Genomic DNA, 17,065 nt, shown 5'->3' with positions numbered 1-17,065 from the left:
TGTATGATGACGTGTGCTCAACGCTGTGACGCTCACAGCTCGAGCTTGTATCCCACGCCGTAAAGCGACTGGATCGGATCCTGACCAGGACAGGCCTGTTCCAGTTTGCGGCGCAGGTTGCGGATGTGGCTGTCCACTGTGCGGTCGGTCACTACGCGGTGATCCGAGTAGAGCCTGTCCAGCAGGTGGTCGCGGGAGAAGACCCTACCCGGTGAGCGGGCGAAAGTAGCCAGCAGACGCAGTTCGACCGGGGTCAGGTCCAGCGTGACACCGTTGAACGAGGCCTGGTAGTGCGCTTCGTCCACCTGCAAACCCTTGGGCGTGTGCGGCTCGCTGGAAGAGCTCCGACGCAAGATGGCTTTGACGCGAGCGACCATCTCCCGAGGGCTGAACGGTTTGCAGATGTAGTCATCCGCACCGAGGTCCAGGCCCAGCAAACGGTCGATTTCCTCGACCCGCGCGGTGATCATGACAATGGGCACGTCGCTGAAGCTGCGCAGTTCCTTGCAGATGTCCATGCCATCACGGCCTGGCAGCATGATATCCAGCAGGATCAGTTGCGGCGGCTTGGCTCTGACTGCTGGCACTACCTCCAGACCGTTGCTCAGGCAATGGGTCGAATAACCGGCAGCTATCAGGTAGTCGCGCATCAGCGAAGCCAGTTTGGGTTCGTCCTCGACAATGAGAATCGGCGTTTCGGTAGTCATGGAGGTCATGGCCGCAGCCGTCCAGGCAGGCACAGGGTCAGCCAGAGGCCGCCTGTAGGCGAGTGTTCGGCGCTGAGGCTGCCGCCGTGGGCGAGGGCGATGCTGTGACAGATCGCCAGCCCCAGACCCGCGCCGCCGCTGGCGCGGTTACGGGATGTTTCACCGCGATAGAAGCGTTCGAACAGCCTGGGCAATTGTGCGGGATCGACGCCGGGGCCGGAATCCATCACGTCGATACGTACTTCATCATCGCGCATGGCCGCGCGAACCTGCACCGTGCCACCGGCATCGGTGTAGCGCACCGAGTTTTCCAGCAGGTTGCTGATCAACTGTTGCAGACGGCCTGGGTCTGCGTGTACCGACAAGGGGTGAGTCGCAAGTTCCAGCTGCAAACTCAATTGACGCGCTGCGCAACGCTCCTCGAACATCTCAGTGATGTTTGTCAGCAGCTCTGCCAGGTCACAGTCGACCTTGCGGTAGGTCAGGGCACCCACATCCGCCAGGGACAGCTCATACAGATCATCCACCAACTTGCTGAGCATGCCGACTTCGCCCTGTAGCGACTTCATCGATGCCTGATCCAGGGTGCGCACGCCATCCTCAATGGCTTCCAGTTCGCCACGCAGTACCGACAGCGGGGTGCGCAGCTCGTGAGAGACATCGGCCATGAATTCCCGGCGCATCTTTTCATTGCGCTCCAGGGTATAGGCCAGCTGATTGAAGTCGCGAGCCAACTGGCCTACCTCGTCATTGGAGGAAACCGCCACGCGGCTGCTGTATTCCCCGGCGGCGAGCCGATGGGTGGCAGCGGCAACACGTTTGACCGGGTCGAGCAGCGTGCGGGCAATCCACCAGGCAATCAGCACGGCCAGCAGCAGCGACAGCACACCCATCGCCAGGCTGGCGCGCAGCTGGTACTGCTGAAAGCGCTCGCCACCCGCTTCACTGACGCTCTGAAAGGGTGTGACGGCCAGCCAGCCCACGATTTTGCCGGCGACTTCCACCGGGCGCATGAATTCATCGTCATGCACGCCCGGAAACCCCATTACCAGGTTCTTCTGCGCATCCAGCAAGGCGATTCGAAACACTGCACCAGTCAGATCGGAAGTGGGTGGTGTTGCCAGCCCGGGAATGGCGAAGTCCTGTGCGGGCTCCGGGCGCATCACCTCAAACCAGCGATCCTTGTTGTCACGCATGAACTCCCAACTGCCTTCGCGAGCATAGGCCACGGCCAGCCGCGGCAGGACCGGCGACATACGCTGCATGGCCTGCTCGTTGAGATAACCCAGAAAGCCACGGGCAAAACTCCAGTTCGCAGTCAGACCCATGATCAGGATCACTGACAGCACGCTGGCCAGTACCGCGACAAATAATTTGGTGGAGATGCTCGATTTCATGAAGGCTCGGGTTTTCCCTGAAGACGGCGTCCATTTAGGCCTTCGTGACCGCAAGTTTCAAGTCGGCGCAGCAATCTTCAATTTTCCTGCACATTTGCCTCGCACTCTGACATCAGGCTTTCGCCACAACGTCCTGAGGCAAACATGTCGAGCAAGATTTTCGCCAAATACCTGATAACCGTGACCTTTGTCATCTACGCAGCCCTTATCAGTCTTCTGAGCGGTTGTTCGGCGGATGATCCGCCGCCCGCTGCGCCAAAACCAAGCGTGTCGGTCATCACTGTCCAGCCGCGCAGCCAGGCGCTGACCACCGAACTGGCGGGGCGCACTCAAGCGTTCATGGTCGCCGAGATACGGCCGCAGGTCAGTGGCATCGTTCAGCAGCGGCTGTTCGTCGAGGGGGCAGACGTCAAGGCCGGCCAGCCTTTGTATCAGCTCGACAGTGCGACCTACCAGGCTGCGCTGGCGGAGTCACAGGCCACGCTCGCCAAGTCCCGTGCCACGCTCAAATCGTCGCAGGCGACCGCCAGGCGAGATATTGGACTGGCAAAGATAGATGCCATCAGCCAGCAGGATAAAGAAGACGCCGAGGCCAGTCTGTTGACCGCTGCGGCGGAGGTAAAAGTGGCGGAGGCCGATGTGCAGACCGCGCGTATCAACCTGGCTTACACACGTATTACCGCGCCCATCAGTGGCCGTATCGAGACCTCGACCGTCACCCCCGGTGCATTGGTGGTGGCCCAGCAGGACACCGCGCTGACCACGGTTCAGCAACTGGACCCGATTTACGTCGATGTCACGCAGTCCACCACCGAGTTGCTGCGTCTCAAGCGCGACCTGGCCAGCGGAAAGCTGCAAACCAACGGCGATGGGCAAGCCCGAATCACCCTCAAGCTGGATGACGGCAGCACCTATAACCACGACGGCCGCCTGCAATTCAGTGGCGTCAGCGTCAATGAAGGCACCGGCACCGTGACGCTGCGTGCCAGCTTTGCCAACCCCGAGCGGCTGTTGCTGCCGGGCATGTACGTGGTAGCGGTGCTGGAGCAGGCGCAGGATCACAACGCGATCCTGATTCCGCAAAAGGCCGTCAGCCGCAGTGCCAGCGGCCAGACCACCGTGTTACTGGTGGTCGACGGCAAGATCGAGCAGCGGGTGATCAGTGTCGACCGCACAGTGGGCAACCAGTGGTGGGTGAGCAGCGGGCTCAAGGCCAATGAGCAGGTGGTGGTCGAGGGCGGGCAGAAAACGCCGGTGGGCACCGAAGTCAGTGTTCAGAACGCCGACAGCCCGAACTCGCCATCGCCGAGCGGCACTGTCGCTGCCGCTGACGTGAAGGAGCGCTGAACATGGCTCGTTTCTTCATTGATCGTCCCATCTTCGCCTGGGTCATTGCCATTTGCATCATGTTCGCCGGCGGGTTGTCCATCAGCCAGCTGCCGCTTGAGCAATACCCCAATATCGCGCCACCGACGGTAAAGATCTCCGCCACCTACACTGGCGCATCGGCCAAGACCGTCGAAGACTCGGTTACCCAGGTCATCGAGCAGCAGATGAAGGGGCTGGACCGGCTGACTTATATGTCCGCCTCCAGCAGCTCTGCGGGCAGTGCGAGCATCAACCTGACCTTCGCCGCAGGCACCGACCCTGATGTGGCGCAGATGCAGGTGCAGAACAAGCTGCAGCAGGCTGAATCGCGCCTGCCGCAAAGCGTGCAGAGTGAAGGTTTGACGGTGACCAAGGGCAGTTCCGATTTTCTGATGCTGGTTGCCCTGGCATCCGATAACGAAAGTGTCACTGGTACGCAGATAGGTGATTACATTTCCAGCACGCTGCTCGACCAACTCAGCCGTGTGGATGGCGTCGGCGACGTGCAGACCCTGGGTTCGGGTTACGCCATGCGTATCTGGCTGGACCCGGCCAGGCTGGAAAAGTACGCACTGATGCCCTCCGACATCAGCTCGGCGCTGGAGGCGCAGAACACCGAAGTCTCGGCAGGCCAGTTGGGCGCCTTGCCTGCGGTGACCGGCCAGCAACTGAACGCGACCATCAGCGCCCGCAGCAAGCTGCAGACGCCTGAGCAATTCGAAAACGTGGTCGTCAAATCTTCCAGCGACGGTGCTGTTGTGCTCCTGCGCGATGTGGCGCGGGTGGAACTGGGCAGCGAGAGCTACGACATCAATTCGGCGCTCAATGGCAGGCCTGCGGCGGCAATGGGCATTCAACTGGCGTCAGGCGCAAACGCGCTGAGCGTTGGCGAAGCGATCAAGGCCAAACTCAAGGAACTGGAACCGTTCTACCCTACGCAGATGCAACTGAAGACGGTTATTGCCTATGACACGACACCGTTCGTGAGCCTGTCGATCAAAGAGGTGGTGAAGTCGCTGGGTGAGGCGATCGTACTGGTGGTGCTGATCATGTTTCTGTTCATGCAGAACCTGCGCGCCACGCTGATTCCGGCGATTACTGTGCCGGTGGTGCTGCTGGGCACGTTCGGCGTGCTGGCGCTGTTTGGTTATTCGATCAATACCCTGACCATGTTTGCCATGGTCCTGGCCATCGGCCTGCTGGTCGACGATGCGATTGTGGTGGTGGAAAACGTCGAGCGGGTCATGAGCGAAGAGCAACTGAGCCCGCTGGAGGCGACCCGCAAATCGATGGATGAAATTACCAGTGCGCTGATCGGCATCGCGCTGGTGCTGAGCGCCGTATTCATACCGATGGCTTTTTTCAGCGGCTCCACCGGGATCATCTACCGGCAGTTCTCGGTAACCATTGTTTCGGCAATGCTGCTTTCGGTACTGGTGGCGATGACCCTGACACCGGCGTTGTGCGCGACGATGCTCAAAGCCTCGGACGCTCAGTTGCATGCACAACGGGGCGGCTTTTTCGGCTGGTTCAACCGTTCCTTCGACCGCAGCGCCGACCGTTACCAGCGAGGCGTAAGCGGTGTGATCAACCATCGCGGGCGGGCTCTGCTGGTGTACGTGCTGGTGCTGGTGGCCATGGCGGTGGGTTATGTCAGCCTGCCCACATCGTTTTTGCCGGATGAGGACCAGGGCGCGCTGATGGCGCAGATCCAGCTGCCGGTAGGCGCTACCGACAGCCGTACGCAGGCGGTTATGAGGCAGTTCGAGACCTACATGCTCAAGCAGCCGGAGGTCGAGGCACTGATCAGTATCTCCGGGCTGGGGATGGGCGGTAACAGCCAGAACACTGCCAGGGCGTTCATCAAGCTCAAGGACTGGAGCGAGCGTTCCGGCAAGGGGCAGGGCGCAGCGCAGGTGGCTCAGCGGGCAACGCTGGCGCTGGCAAGCATTGGCGACGCCAGCGTGTTTGTCATGCAACCGCCTGCGGTGCGCGGGCTGGGGCAGAGTTCGGGGTTTGATGTGCAGCTCAAAGACCTTGGCGGCGTGGGGCATGAGGCGCTGGTCGCGGCACGCGAGCAGTTTATCGAGCTGGCGAAGAAGGACCCGAGCTTGCTGGGCGTGCGCAGCAACGGCCTGGACGACACCCCACAGTTAAAAGTGACCATCGATGACCGCAAGGCCGGTGCGCTGAGCCTGTCTACCAGCGACATCAATTCGACCCTGTCCACTGCGCTGGGTGGCAGCTACATCAATGACTTCCTCAACCAGGGCCGGGTGAAGAAAGTCTACGTGCAGGGCGAGGCTGCTTCGCGCATGCAGTCAGCCGATCTGAACCACTGGTTCGTGCGCAACAGCAATGACGAAATGGTCCCGTTCTCATCGTTCGCCAGCAGCAGCTGGAGCTATGGTTCGCCGTTGCTGGAGCGTTACAACGGCAGCTCGTCACTTGAAGTGGTGGGCGATCCTGCGCCAGGTGTCAGCTCGGGTACCGCGATGGATGCGGTTGAGGCCATCATCAAGCAACTTCCCGAAGGCATCGGGTACGAGTGGACCGGGCAGTCCTATCAACTGCGTTTGTCCGGCGCTCAGGCGCCGATGCTCTATGCCATTTCAGTGCTGTTCGTGTTTCTCTGCCTGGCAGCCCTGTACGAGAGCTGGTCGGTGCCGTTCTCGGTCATGCTCGTGGTGCCGCTGGGCGTTGTCGGCGCGGTTCTGGCGACACGGCTCAGCGGTTTGAGCAATGACGTGTACTTTCAGGTCGGGCTGTTGACCACCGTGGGCCTGGCGGCAAAGAACGCGATTCTGATCGTCGAGTTCGCCAAGCATCTTCAGGAGCAGGGGAAAAGCCTGCATGAAGCCACCCTCATTGCTGCCCGGCAACGCCTGCGCCCGATTCTTATGACTTCGCTGGCGTTCATGTTCGGTGTACTGCCGTTGGCCCTCAGCACCGGCGCAGGCTCGGCTGGGCGCAATGCAATCGGCACTGGCGTGCTGGGCGGTATGTTCAGCGCCACCGTGCTGGGTATTTTCCTGGTGCCGCTGTTCTTCGTCGAAGTCCGACGCCGCTTCAGTCGTTCTGCAGGCAATGCTCCGGTTGCCCAATCCACATCTACAGGTGAAGCATGATGCGTCTTTTCTGGCCTTCGCTGGCTGTCACGGCGCTGCTCACAGGCTGCGTCAACCTGGCTCCGGATTATCAACGCCCCGAAGCGCCTGTATCGAACCAATGGCTGCCGGCGACGGCGGGCCAACCTGTTGCGTCAGGCAGCGTGCCCACGGATATCGACTGGCAGAACTTTTTCACCGACAAGCGTTTGGTACGCCTGCAAACCCTGGCGTTGGTGAATAACCGTGATCTGCGCCTGGCCAGCCTGAATGTCGAGAAAGCCCAGGCTCAATACCGTATCGAGCGTGCAGCGAGCCTGCCGACCATTGATGCCAGCGGCACGCATACACGCACATCGTCATCGACCTCGATGACCGGCAAGTCGTCGATCAGCCACGAGTACAGCGCGCAGTTGGGCTTGAGCAGCTATGAGCTGGATGTGTTCGGGCGTATCCAGAACCTTCAGGACGAAGCGCTCGAGGATTACCTGGCCTTGACCGAAACCCGGCGCAGCACGCAGATCAGCCTGATTGCCGAAGTCGCGACCGGCTGGCTCACCCTGGCTGCCGACAACCAGCTTTTGAAACTGGCTGAAGACACGTTGGCCAGCCAGCAGAAAAGCTACGACCTGACCAGAAACAGTCATGCGCTGGGCGGCTCTTCCGGCCTGGAAGTGGCTCAGGCGCAAACCACGGTAGAGTCTGCAAGGGGCGATGTGGCGCAATATAAAAGCCAGATTCTTCAGGACCGCAACGCCCTGCGCCTGCTGGTGGGCAGCGATCTGCCGGAGGAGCTTCTGCCCACTGCCGACGTGCCATCCGTGGCGCAACTGGTGCAGGTGCCGGACGAATTGCCCTCCAGCCTGCTGCAACGTCGTCCGGATGTGCTGAGCGCCGAACACAGCCTCAAAGCAGCGAACATCGACATTGGCGCAGCGCGTGCCGCGTTCTTCCCCAGCATCACCCTCACCGCCAATGCAGGCTCTGCCAGTACCAGCCTGTCAGGTCTGTTCAAGTCCGGAACCGGCGCGTGGAGCTTTGCGCCAAGTATCAGCGTGCCGATTTTCGACGGCGGCGCCAATCGGGCCACGCTTGACTCGGCCAAGGTGGAAAACCAGATTCAGATCCAGACCTATCAGCAGACGATTCAGACTGCGTTCAAAGAAGTGGCCGATGCACTGGCGGTGCGCAGCACGCTGGACGAGCGGGTGGCTGCACAACAGGCCTATACCGATGCCAGTCGCAAGAGCTACGAACTTGCCGATGCCCTGTATCGCGGCGGGTCGCAGAGTTATCTGGAGGCACTTGAGTCCCAGCGCTCGCTGTACAGTGCCGAGCAGGAGCTGATTTCCCTTCGCCTTACCGAGCAGAGCAACCGGGTAACGCTCTACAAGGTCATGGGCGGCGGATGGAATCCGCGGTGACTTTTTCTACTAGCCTTTGAATAATTGCCTCGCTTAAACGTTTTACCCTTACCTGCAGTGCGGTCATTTAGATGCTCGCACTGTGGTTTTGATCCTTCATGAACAGGAGTTCTCATGAAACCCTCCCAGCCGAAGTACGTCCGCGCTCTGTCGCTGCTGGTCACTTCACTTATCATTCAGACGCCAGCCCAGGCTCGTACGCCGTCCTCTGCAACTGCCGACAACATTTCCCGGCTTGCGGTGGTCAACCCGGTCAGCGCGTGCTCTGCGCTGACCGGCGTGGACCTCAACGATATCGGCGGGCAGGGCAGTCGTGTGCTATCGGCCAGTGAATCAATGCGCAACGATGTAGCAGTGTGTGCCGTGGAAGGCCGATTGGCACCGCAGATAAACTTCAGGCTTGAACTGCCTACCGGCACTTGGGCACAACGCTACCTGCAAGTCGGCTGCGGTGGGCTGTGTGGCAACATCAACTCGACCGTACGCGCCGCTGATGGCTGTAAGCCGCTTGATACCGGTGCATTTGCAGTAGCCTCCACCGACATGGGGCATCAGGCGGCAGATAACCATTTTGGCGACGACCCGCAAAAACGCGCCGATTTCGCTCACCGTGGCGTGCACCTCACCGCGCTGGCGTCGAAAAAGGTGATCACTGCGTTTTATGGTCGCAAAGCCGAATACGCCTACTTCAGTGGCTGCTCGGACGGCGGCCGGGAGGCCCTGATCGAGGCCCAGCGTTACCCGGACGATTTCGACGGCATCATCGCCGGGGCTCCTGCGCTCAACTTTCAGGTACAGAAAACGCTGTACCACGGCTGGATGGCCCGCTCCAACCGAGGGGCAGACGGCAAGCCGATTCTCCTCGCTTCCCGACTGCCACTGCTGCACAAGGCCGTACTCGCCCAATGCGATGTGCTGGACGGGCAAATCGATGGCCTTGTATCCGACCCACGCATCTGCCACTTCGACCCCGCCGTACTGCAATGCAAGACAGCAGCCGACACTGCCAATTGCCTGAGCGCAGAAGAAGTGGCTGCTGTCAGACGTTTTTACGAGGGGCCGAAAGACCCTGTCAGTGGCGAACATTTGACGTTGGGCGGTCCGCAGCCTGGCTCGGAACTGGCTTGGGCGGGCGTATTCGTACCGGTCAGCGCCGATCAGCCCGTCTACAGCGAAACGGCTGCACTGGAGGCCATTCGCAATGTGGTGTTCGAGAAGAACCCGAGCGCGGATTTCGATCTGAACGCATTGAACTTCGACAAGAAAACCTTTGATCAATTGCGTCCGCTGCATGCGCTGTACGATGCCACCAACCCGGACCTGTCGCCATTCGCCAGCCGCGGCGGCAAGCTGATTCTCTGGCACGGCTGGGCCGACCCGAACATCTCGCCGCTCAACACCCTGGCGTACCACGAGGCGGTCGAAGCACAGATGGGCAAGACACGCACCGAGGCGTTCTCACGGCTATATATGTTGCCCGGTGTTTATCACTGCGGCGGCGGGGAAGGGCCAAGCCTGGTTGATCTTCTGACGCCGATCATGGCCTGGGTTGAAAAAAGCCAGGCACCGGATGCGATTGTCGCCCGACAGGCAGGCCCCGAGAAGGCTGGCAACCGGCAGAGACCGCTGCCAAAAGCCCTGCCAGCATCGATGGTCAAGGAAAACGTCGGTAATCGCGGGCGTACCCGCAAGGTCTTCCCGTACCCGTTCATGGCCGAGTACGACCACAAAGGCTATTCGAAAAACGCGAACAGCTACCAGCGCGCCCAGCCATTGACCACGGAAAAAACACCGCACTGGATGGGGGCAGGCTTCTTCAAACCGTATGCGCCTCTGGAGCGTCAGGTTGATTAGCTATTACACCTGCGCGCAGTGAGCGAATTATTTTCTCCTCGTTCTTGACATGACATGCGAACCAGTACAGAATTGCGTCCATTCCTGAGCGAGGAATTGAAAAAAACCCTTTAGATTCAATGGGTTGGAAGCCAAAGAAATACCGGTTTCCCGCGAAATGAAAATACGTTTGATGTTTAAGTGAAGCATCTTTCGTTTGAGGCCGAGTAGCAAAATGGTTATGCAGCGGATTGCAAATCCGCCTACGCCGGTTCGATTCCGACCTCGGCCTCCACTATTCAAAGCCCCGCAGATTAACGTCTGCGGGGTTTTTTATTGGGCGCGGGAAAGTGATGGGGTTTGAAAACCGAGCTCAGCCGCTATTTAAAGCGGCTTGCGTTGATATAGCCGTATTGGTTTTGCTGATAAATCGTGTAAGGCAGGAGCAATGTATCTACGACGCCTGATAAGCCCATGTCCAGTAAAACCCACTCGGGAGCATTGGTCTTCTGATAAGCGCTACTCTGTTTGGGCTCTGCGTTCAGTTCACAGAAATCGAGCATAACTCCGCTGTAAACGCGCGGAATGGAGGAGCAATTTGATTTCCAGTCAGTGAGCTTTTCACCTGCGACGGAATCGGGCCTGAACGTTGTGTTGATTGTTCCGCATCCCGTCAAAGCAAGCGTGAGCAATAGCAGGCACTGAATTTTCAGATGATGCACACATGACTCTTTTTGCGTTACGAAACCTGGCTTCATGACTACGTTCCTTGTGTTTTCAATGCAATTGGGACGGCAGAGCGAGCGCGCGAGGCACATGCCCGTCGGTGTTGCATGATCGCCGTGGGTGTTCAATGGATGGTTGTTTCGCCGGGAATTGATCTGTCACATGCAGCACGATTATTGCTTGCCATGCCCAACCAGCCTGTCAGGCATAACCGAGGTAAACCCGATGAGCAAACCCCTTGTCCGATGGCCGATCAGCCTGCGCAGAACGGCGGTCATCGTCGTAGACATGCAAAAAGTCTTTTGTGAGCCTACCGGGGCGTTGTACGTAAAAAGTACAGCGGATATCGTCCAGCCGATCCAGACGCTGCTGCAGGCCGCGCGGGCTGCTCAGGTGACGGTGGTTTATCTGCGCCATATCGTGCGCGGCGATGGTTCGGACACCGGGCGCATGCGCGATTTGTACCCGAATGTGGACCAGATACTGGCACGGCATGATCCGGACGTTGAGGTTATCGAAGCGCTCGCGCCCCAGTCGGATGATGTGATTGTCGACAAGCTGTTCTACAGCGGCTTTCATAACACTGATCTGGACACGGTGCTGCGCGCGCGGGATGTCGATACGATCATCGTCTGCGGTACGGTCACCAACGTGTGTTGTGAAACCACGATCAGGGACGGCGTGCACCGGGAATACAAGGTTATCGCCCTGAGTGACGCCAATGCTGCAATGGACTACCCGGATGTCGGTTTTGGTGCAGTTTCAGCCGCAGACGTTCAGCGTATATCGCTGACAACTATTGCCTATGAGTTCGGAGAGGTCACCACGACCGCCGAGGTCATCCGGCGTATTGAAAGTGCGTATCCGCACGGGAGATAAATGTGCGCAGTTCTGGGCCGTTTTTCATCTGTGCGCATTCAAACCATGCGTTCCGTTTCAGACCGTTTGATCTGGCTTGAACGGTCGATACGGCTAACTGTTTGTATGAATTGTGAATTCTTGCAGTGGCATGCTTTCTGCTCTCGTCTCGCTGACCTTCACCCTTGCCGGTGAAACTTTCCCGCACCGTGTCAGCGAGAGGAAGCAGCCGTATGACTCTGCACTATGTGCCCATTATCAACCTGGCCCCTTATTTTTCAGGAGAACCGGACGGCAAGGCAGCCGTGGCGCAGGCAGTCAATCAAGCGTGTAAGGACATTGGGTTTCTGGTAATCACCGAGCACCAGATTCCCAAAGAACTTATTGATAAGGTCTCCGGTTTGACCCGCCAGTTCTTTGATTTGCCGCTGGCGGAAAAACGCAAGGTTGATCGTCCCAGCCCGGAGATGGTGCGTGGGTACAGCGCGATAGCCGAGGAGAGCCTTTCATATTCTCTGGAAGAAAGTGCGCCGGGAGATCTGAAGGAATCCTTCTCCATCGGGCCAAGCAACGTGCCGAATGAAGATTATTACCACAACGCCGAAGCAGGTTCGCATTTCGCGCCGAATGTCTGGCCTGCTGAAGCGTTGTTGCCTGGGTTCAAAGAGGCGTATCAAGCTTATTTCGAGGCGATGAGTGAACTGGCGCAATCGTTGATGCGCCTGTTTGCCTTGGCATTGGAACTGGACGAGTGCTTTTTTGATGACAGAATCGACCGGCATATCAGTATGTTCCGCAGCCTGAGTTACCCGGATATCAAGACCGAAGTCGAAGCCGGCCAGTTGCGCGCCAGTGCGCATACCGACTACGGCAGCCTGACCATCGTGCGCCCTGATAATGCACTGGGCGGCTTGCAGGTACGTAATCAGCAAGGCGAATGGGTCGATGTGCCCTATGTCGAGAACGGTTTTGTGGTCAACATCGGCGACCTGATGATGCAGTGGACCAGCGACCAGTGGATTTCCACCCTGCACCGCGTGGTCAACCCGCCCATTAGCAGTGAGCAGGACAACCGTCGGCAGTCACTGGTGTTCTTCCATCAACCCAACTATGACACCTTGATCGAGTGCCTGCCCGGTTGCCTGCCGCCTGGCACCACGCCACGGCACGCGCCGGTGACTTCGGGCGATCACTTGCTGGCCAAGTTCGTCAAACAGACGACCTTCGGCGGCAGCAAGGTAGCCTGATATGAGCACACTTTCATACGTCAACGTGTTCGCGCAGGACATCATCGGTTTAAGCGGTTTTTACTCGAAGCTGTTCGGCTTCAGTGAAATAGAGGCCATCAGGTCGCCTATTTTTCGTGGGCTGGATACAGGCAAATCCTGCATCGGTTTCAATGCACTCGATGCCTACGAATTGTTGGGGCTGGATGAGTTTACTGGTAGCACCGGTTGCCGGTTTCTCCTCAACATTGATGTCGATGAGCAATCCGAGGTGGACAGGTTGGTGCCTCAAGCAGTGGCGCTGGGTGCGCGATTGATCAAGGCGCCGTATCTGACGTATTACCATTGGTATCAGGCGGTTTTGCTGGACCCCGAGGGGAATATATTTCGGATTAACTTCATGCTTTAAGTGCTGCGGGCACGTACAACAAAGGTGGCGGGTTGGGCAGTTCACCAGCCCTCACGTTTCAGGTTTTCACAGAAAAATCTACTGGCTGTACTGCTAGCTATCCGGCCCATGGAAGCAGGTCTTCAATTGTGCAACAGGCAAGGCATGCCTGATTCAACAATTGAGGATATGGAAATGAGTGAATCTGATAGTAAGCAACCCAGGCACGGTAGGGTAACCAATCCTGAATCCCGTGGTTCTTATGCCATAAAAAAAGGCCTATTGCTGGAATGGGAAGTGGTCGCTATGGAAGGTGGCAAAAACTTTCCCGACCTGGAACCTGGTCTTGCACACGACTTCCCTGGTGTCGATGAACCTAAGTTTGATCCTGCTTCGGCTGCTAAACCACCAGCAGACGGATTTATACTGAGTGGCGGGCAAACTGATAACCGGAGATTCGTAAATCTTACTGATAACGGTATTGTTGAAGAAATAAAAAAACAAAACCCGGGTCAGCAAGATGAGGCGTGGCCTCGCTTGAGCGTCAAGCGCGGAGAAGAGTTTAAGGTGACATGGTTCTATGCTGCTAAACATTTGACACGTGGTTACCGTTGGTTTATTACCAAAGACGGATGGGATGAAACTACACCCATCACCCGAGAAGACTTCAAGGGGAAGAACTATGTCGCTGATAAGCATTTCAAAATCGATTCTCAAGATGGGCTGATGTGGAGTGATATTTCTGATCTGGCTCCTGCCGATCAATATCATACTGAGCTTCAGCCGAAAGATATTACATCAGCAACGCTGCCGAGTGATAAGTCCGGGCACCATGTCATTCTTCTTGCCTGGATCATCGCCGAAACCGATAAAGCTTTTTATCAGGCGTTTGATGTCGAATTTGATGCGTCCGAGTCTGAAGAGTGAGGTGACGGAAGTGAAGGGTAAGGGTGCAAGTGTCCAGCGAGACGTCGCCCTCGCTTATTCTGCAAAGTCTGCGCAGATAAGGAATGGGTGATCAGAAGGCCCGGCCTCAGCGCCGGGCTTTTTTGCATCTGCATTGACTGATCAAAAATCACTTTTCCTGAATGTTTCAGTGTCTGCCTGGTCGTTCATGATCGTCAGCTTCCCATTCGAGACGCGGTAGGTTGTCATCGCATCCCCTTGGGAATATTGCTGACGCCAGCGACCCCATTCGCCGGTATCACTCAGGAATGTTCTCCAAGTGACTCGCTCACCCTCCAGTTTGCAGCGATACCTGAAACTGTCGCCATCGTCCCGTCGATAGGCTATCTCAGGTGGATTTTGCTGAACCGTTTTCATGGTTTTGGTTTTACGACCCATTTCAGCTGTATCCGCGCCACAAACCCCGCCTAGCAAAAATGAGGATTGGGTTTAGCGAGGTATCTCTGACGAGCGGTTCCACGGCAACGAGGCTTCGTAATCTCCTACCGATGTAGCATGCGGCAACCGCTCCACCCTGTTTACGTCTGATTATCGGATCAAGAAGTACATCAAGGACTTCACCCCGGAATCCTTCCTTGACCGAATTGGCGCCTATCGTATTGTTACCTATCAGCGCAAAAAACTTGGCGACTTTTTCAAAGGTGGCGATACGGTATTCCAAGGTTTGATCGCGCATGAGGCGCCGGCAGTTAACCCTCTTGCCGTATCCAGGGAGAAAGACGGTGCGGACGAGAATGGCAATCCACGTATTCAACAGCTCTACCCGATGGCACTGATCACCTATCTCATGGGGGCCGTAAAAGAATTGCGGGCTGAAGTAGCGAGCCTGCGAGAGGCTTATTCGCAGGGCAGCTAATAAATAGATTCTACCTAGCTTACTGAGCGCTTTGCAGTTCAACTAATGGAGTTGAGGTGTCTACAGAACCCACCCATCTTAGTGGAAGTACCTTGTTTTCCCAATTCAATGATTTTCCGATGCTGTGAGTTCTAACGAACTGTAATCTATCAACTCCTATGGTTTGTGCCAGTTTCTCCGCGTACTCGATTTCCTGTTCGGAGTCATTGTGCTCAAATAAAATGTATTTCCAAATAACATTTTGGAGGGGGTTTAAAGATTTAGCGTCTTTAGTGAATTTTAAAGCCTTTTCAAAGCTTTCTCCTATTCTGTACTTTTCGTAACTTGACTGATGCGCGCCATCTATTGAAACTATGATCTCATCTATAAATTCTCCGTGGACTTTTTCTGCGAAATCATGGTTTCCATTTGTTATCAAGCGCTGTTTGGCGGATGGATATGCCTCTCTTGTTGTCCGTACTATGCCTTTGAAATTGGGGTGATCCAATGGTTCGCCTTGTCCGCAATATTCAATATTATGTACAGCGTAGCCCTCGGAAGTAAGACCATCGACTAGGTTTTTTAGGCGGCTCATGTCAAGGGTGTGGGGGCCTGGCCGAAGACGTATTTGCTTGCTTCTAGAGCAGCCGGGGCAACCTAACCCGCAGGCTAAGGTCGTTTCTATTTGAAAGTAAGAAATAACCTTGGCTCGAAGATGATTGTCTACAGGGTCTGTTGGGCGATTAAGTGCGCAGTGATTACAAATTGCGTCCCCATGGCATGCCCCCTGATACAAATGCCTCTTCGATGGCTTGATACTTTTCATTGGAGAATATCTCCGATGGAGAGAACTTCGCGTTCTTTTGCACCCAGCCCAAATTCATTTGTTCACCGAAATCGTCATCGCATGGTATTTCGCCATTAGCTCTGAGGTATAGTGAACGCAATATTCTGCACGGCATATCTAGCTCCTCGTGGTCGCCAGTCTTTCGGTCGGCGAAACACTAATACTAGTTTAGTGCTCCGAAAATGCAACAAAATCCTATTTCATTCGTTTTCTGGGAGGCTAAAACCGCTCATCAATCCTAGGCACCATTTAACTATTCTTAAGGATGCTCCGATCAACTTGCCGCGCAGCGGTGGCAAGCCGTAATTTGCCAGGCACATAGCGCTATTTTTCTGAAAACGGTCTGATGCAGTGTGAGTCGAGCGCGTTTTTCGCTCGGTTTTCCGTGTTAAGCGCGCAACTCACCCAAACCCATTAGTCGCTTTCGAGCCATCCACAGGTTCGACAGGGCGAACAGCGTGGTCAGTTGGGCCGTGTTTTTCATCAGCCCACGAAAGCGTACTTTCACGTAACCAAACTGGCGCTTGATGACCCGAAACGGATGCTCGACCTTGGCGCGTGTCTGCGCTTTGCAGTACTCGATCTTGCGCTTGGCTTTGTACAACAGGCTGCGTTTGTTCAGCTTGGAATACGTGCTGCGCCGCGCCGCGATTTGCCAGATCACGTTACGATTTTCGTGCTCTTCACGCTTCTCGACACCGGTGTAGCCAGCGTCCGCATAGACCGCGTTTTCTTCCCCGTGGAGCAGTTCGGCGACTTGAGTGACATCGGCCACATTGGCCGCAGTGCCATGGACGTGATGAACCAGTCCAGACTCAACGTCAGCGCCGATGTGGGCCTTCATACCGAAGAAATACTGGTTACCCTTCTTTGTCTGATGCATCTCGGGATCACGCTCGCCGTCTTTGTTCTTGGTCGAGCTTGGGGCATGAATAATGGTGGCATCGACGATGGTGCCCTGGCGCAGCGACAGGCCTTTTTCCTGCAAATAACCGTTGATGACCGCGAGGATTGCAGGAGCCAGTTGATGTTTCTCCAGCAGGTGCCGGAAGTTCATGATCGTGGTGTCTTCCGGTATCGGCGCACTCAACGTCAGGCGTGCAAACTGGCGCATGGGGGTGATTTCGTAGAGCGCTTCTTCCATGGCCGGATCACTCAGGGAGAACCAGTTCTGCAGCAGGTGAATGCGCAGCATGGTTTCCAGCGGATAAGGTTTTCTGCCACCGCCGGCCTTGGGGTAGAACGGTTCGATCAGGCCCAGCAGACCTGTCCAGGGGACGACCTGATCCATCTCGGCGAGGAAGCGTTCGCGGCGTGTCTGCTTGCGCTTGCTGGCATATTCGAAATCGGAAAAGCTCATCTGGCTCATGGGAGGCTCGGATC

Annotated in this window: 14 protein-coding genes, 1 tRNA gene and 1 pseudogene; 10 read left to right on the top strand and 6 right to left on the bottom strand. The window is 56.7% G+C overall.

Going from position 1 to position 17,065, the window contains the following annotated elements; genetic code table 11:
* Positions 1–32 precede the first annotated feature (32 nt).
* The gene (locus AC4ANE_RS15185; protein WP_031597104.1) at positions 33–707 is read right to left on the bottom strand and encodes a response regulator; all 675 of its coding nucleotides are present in this window, start codon (positions 705–707) and stop codon (positions 33–35) included.
* Between the two features lie 5 nt (positions 708–712).
* Entirely contained in the window at positions 713–2,104 is a 1,392-nt protein-coding gene (baeS, locus tag AC4ANE_RS15180; RefSeq protein WP_002553392.1) for a sensor histidine kinase efflux regulator BaeS, read from the bottom strand.
* A gap of 144 nt (positions 2,105–2,248) precedes the next feature.
* Here baeS and AC4ANE_RS15175 point away from each other — a divergent pair, with 144 nt between their 5' ends.
* The 5 genes from AC4ANE_RS15175 (at position 2,249) to AC4ANE_RS15155 (ending at position 10,131) form a co-directional block, all read left to right on the top strand.
* Positions 2,249–3,451 (top strand): efflux RND transporter periplasmic adaptor subunit, encoded by a 1,203-nt coding sequence (locus AC4ANE_RS15175; RefSeq protein ID WP_002553393.1) that lies wholly within the window; start codon positions 2,249–2,251, stop codon positions 3,449–3,451.
* A 2-nt stretch (positions 3,452–3,453) separates the two neighbouring features.
* The gene (locus tag AC4ANE_RS15170) at positions 3,454–6,600 is read left to right on the top strand and encodes an efflux RND transporter permease subunit (protein WP_031597102.1); all 3,147 of its coding nucleotides are present in this window, start codon (positions 3,454–3,456) and stop codon (positions 6,598–6,600) included.
* Positions 6,600–8,003: an efflux transporter outer membrane subunit gene (locus AC4ANE_RS15165; protein WP_460408996.1), complete on the top strand. Its 1,404-nt coding sequence runs from the start codon at positions 6,600–6,602 to the stop codon at positions 8,001–8,003. The genes AC4ANE_RS15170 and AC4ANE_RS15165 overlap by 1 nt, the downstream gene beginning before the upstream one ends.
* 114 nt (positions 8,004–8,117) lie before the next feature.
* Positions 8,118–9,857, top strand: coding sequence for a tannase/feruloyl esterase family alpha/beta hydrolase (locus AC4ANE_RS15160; protein WP_002553396.1), 1,740 nt, complete (start codon positions 8,118–8,120; stop codon positions 9,855–9,857).
* Between the two features lie 200 nt (positions 9,858–10,057).
* A tRNA-Cys gene (locus tag AC4ANE_RS15155) sits at positions 10,058–10,131 on the top strand.
* An 85-nt stretch (positions 10,132–10,216) separates the two neighbouring features.
* Here AC4ANE_RS15155 and AC4ANE_RS15150 read toward each other — a convergent pair.
* Positions 10,217–10,594, bottom strand: coding sequence for a YceK/YidQ family lipoprotein (locus AC4ANE_RS15150; protein WP_031597096.1), 378 nt, complete (start codon positions 10,592–10,594; stop codon positions 10,217–10,219).
* Between the two features lie 193 nt (positions 10,595–10,787).
* Between AC4ANE_RS15150 and AC4ANE_RS15145 the strand changes: the two genes are divergently transcribed.
* The 4 genes from AC4ANE_RS15145 to AC4ANE_RS15130 all read left to right on the top strand — a co-directional run bounded on the left by AC4ANE_RS15145 (position 10,788) and on the right by AC4ANE_RS15130 (position 13,961).
* Complete coding sequence (locus AC4ANE_RS15145) at positions 10,788–11,441, top strand: cysteine hydrolase family protein (protein ID WP_002553398.1); 654 nt, start codon at positions 10,788–10,790, stop codon at positions 11,439–11,441.
* A gap of 212 nt (positions 11,442–11,653) precedes the next feature.
* Positions 11,654–12,667, top strand: a complete 1,014-nt coding sequence (locus tag AC4ANE_RS15140; RefSeq protein WP_002553399.1) for an isopenicillin N synthase family dioxygenase — start codon at positions 11,654–11,656, stop codon at positions 12,665–12,667.
* Between the two features lies 1 nt (position 12,668).
* Positions 12,669–13,055 (top strand): VOC family protein, encoded by a 387-nt coding sequence (locus AC4ANE_RS15135; RefSeq protein ID WP_002553400.1) that lies wholly within the window; start codon positions 12,669–12,671, stop codon positions 13,053–13,055.
* A 144-nt stretch (positions 13,056–13,199) separates the two neighbouring features.
* The gene (locus AC4ANE_RS15130) at positions 13,200–13,961 is read left to right on the top strand and encodes a lytic polysaccharide monooxygenase auxiliary activity family 9 protein (protein WP_031597092.1); all 762 of its coding nucleotides are present in this window, start codon (positions 13,200–13,202) and stop codon (positions 13,959–13,961) included.
* Between the two features lie 141 nt (positions 13,962–14,102).
* Here AC4ANE_RS15130 and AC4ANE_RS15125 read toward each other — a convergent pair whose 3' ends face one another.
* Positions 14,103–14,378, bottom strand: a complete 276-nt coding sequence (locus AC4ANE_RS15125) for a hypothetical protein (RefSeq protein WP_031597089.1) — start codon at positions 14,376–14,378, stop codon at positions 14,103–14,105.
* Between the two features lie 133 nt (positions 14,379–14,511).
* Between AC4ANE_RS15125 and AC4ANE_RS15120 the strand changes: the two are divergent.
* Positions 14,512–14,856 (top strand): annotated as a pseudogene (locus AC4ANE_RS15120) (tail fiber domain-containing protein); the annotation flags it as partial.
* 19 nt (positions 14,857–14,875) lie between these two features.
* Here the strand turns inward: AC4ANE_RS15120 and AC4ANE_RS15115 are convergent.
* Complete coding sequence (locus AC4ANE_RS15115; protein WP_161938536.1) at positions 14,876–15,661, bottom strand: radical SAM protein; 786 nt, start codon at positions 15,659–15,661, stop codon at positions 14,876–14,878.
* 409 nt (positions 15,662–16,070) lie between these two features.
* Positions 16,071–17,051 carry an IS5 family transposase gene (locus tag AC4ANE_RS15110; protein WP_044424202.1) on the bottom strand — a complete coding sequence of 327 codons (981 nt, stop codon included), beginning with the start codon at positions 17,049–17,051 and terminating at the stop codon, positions 16,071–16,073.
* Between the last annotated feature and the right edge of the window lie 14 nt (positions 17,052–17,065).

This window comes from Pseudomonas sp. Pme6b, assembly GCF_058129925.1.
This window is presented reverse-complemented; position numbering and strand designations above follow the sequence as displayed.

What these genes read in the sequence shown, in the direction of transcription:
- AC4ANE_RS15185 (WP_031597104.1), bottom strand. Translation starts at nt 707, where the DNA reads ATGACTACCGAAACGCCGATTCTCATTGTCGAGGACGAACCCAAACTG.
- baeS (WP_002553392.1), bottom strand. Translation starts at nt 2,104, where the DNA reads ATGAAATCGAGCATCTCCACCAAATTATTTGTCGCGGTACTGGCCAGC.
- AC4ANE_RS15175 (WP_002553393.1), top strand. Translation starts at nt 2,249, where the DNA reads ATGTCGAGCAAGATTTTCGCCAAATACCTGATAACCGTGACCTTTGTC.
- AC4ANE_RS15170 (WP_031597102.1), top strand. Translation starts at nt 3,454, where the DNA reads ATGGCTCGTTTCTTCATTGATCGTCCCATCTTCGCCTGGGTCATTGCC.
- AC4ANE_RS15165 (WP_460408996.1), top strand. Translation starts at nt 6,600, where the DNA reads ATGCGTCTTTTCTGGCCTTCGCTGGCTGTCACGGCGCTGCTCACAGGC.
- AC4ANE_RS15160 (WP_002553396.1), top strand. Translation starts at nt 8,118, where the DNA reads ATGAAACCCTCCCAGCCGAAGTACGTCCGCGCTCTGTCGCTGCTGGTC.
- AC4ANE_RS15150 (WP_031597096.1), bottom strand. Translation starts at nt 10,594, where the DNA reads ATGAAGCCAGGTTTCGTAACGCAAAAAGAGTCATGTGTGCATCATCTG.
- AC4ANE_RS15145 (WP_002553398.1), top strand. Translation starts at nt 10,788, where the DNA reads ATGAGCAAACCCCTTGTCCGATGGCCGATCAGCCTGCGCAGAACGGCG.
- AC4ANE_RS15140 (WP_002553399.1), top strand. Translation starts at nt 11,654, where the DNA reads ATGACTCTGCACTATGTGCCCATTATCAACCTGGCCCCTTATTTTTCA.
- AC4ANE_RS15135 (WP_002553400.1), top strand. Translation starts at nt 12,669, where the DNA reads ATGAGCACACTTTCATACGTCAACGTGTTCGCGCAGGACATCATCGGT.
- AC4ANE_RS15130 (WP_031597092.1), top strand. Translation starts at nt 13,200, where the DNA reads ATGCCTGATTCAACAATTGAGGATATGGAAATGAGTGAATCTGATAGT.
- AC4ANE_RS15125 (WP_031597089.1), bottom strand. Translation starts at nt 14,378, where the DNA reads ATGGGTCGTAAAACCAAAACCATGAAAACGGTTCAGCAAAATCCACCT.
- AC4ANE_RS15115 (WP_161938536.1), bottom strand. Translation starts at nt 15,661, where the DNA reads ATGAAAAGTATCAAGCCATCGAAGAGGCATTTGTATCAGGGGGCATGC.
- AC4ANE_RS15110 (WP_044424202.1), bottom strand. Translation starts at nt 17,051, where the DNA reads ATGAGCCAGATGAGCTTTTCCGATTTCGAATATGCCAGCAAGCGCAAG.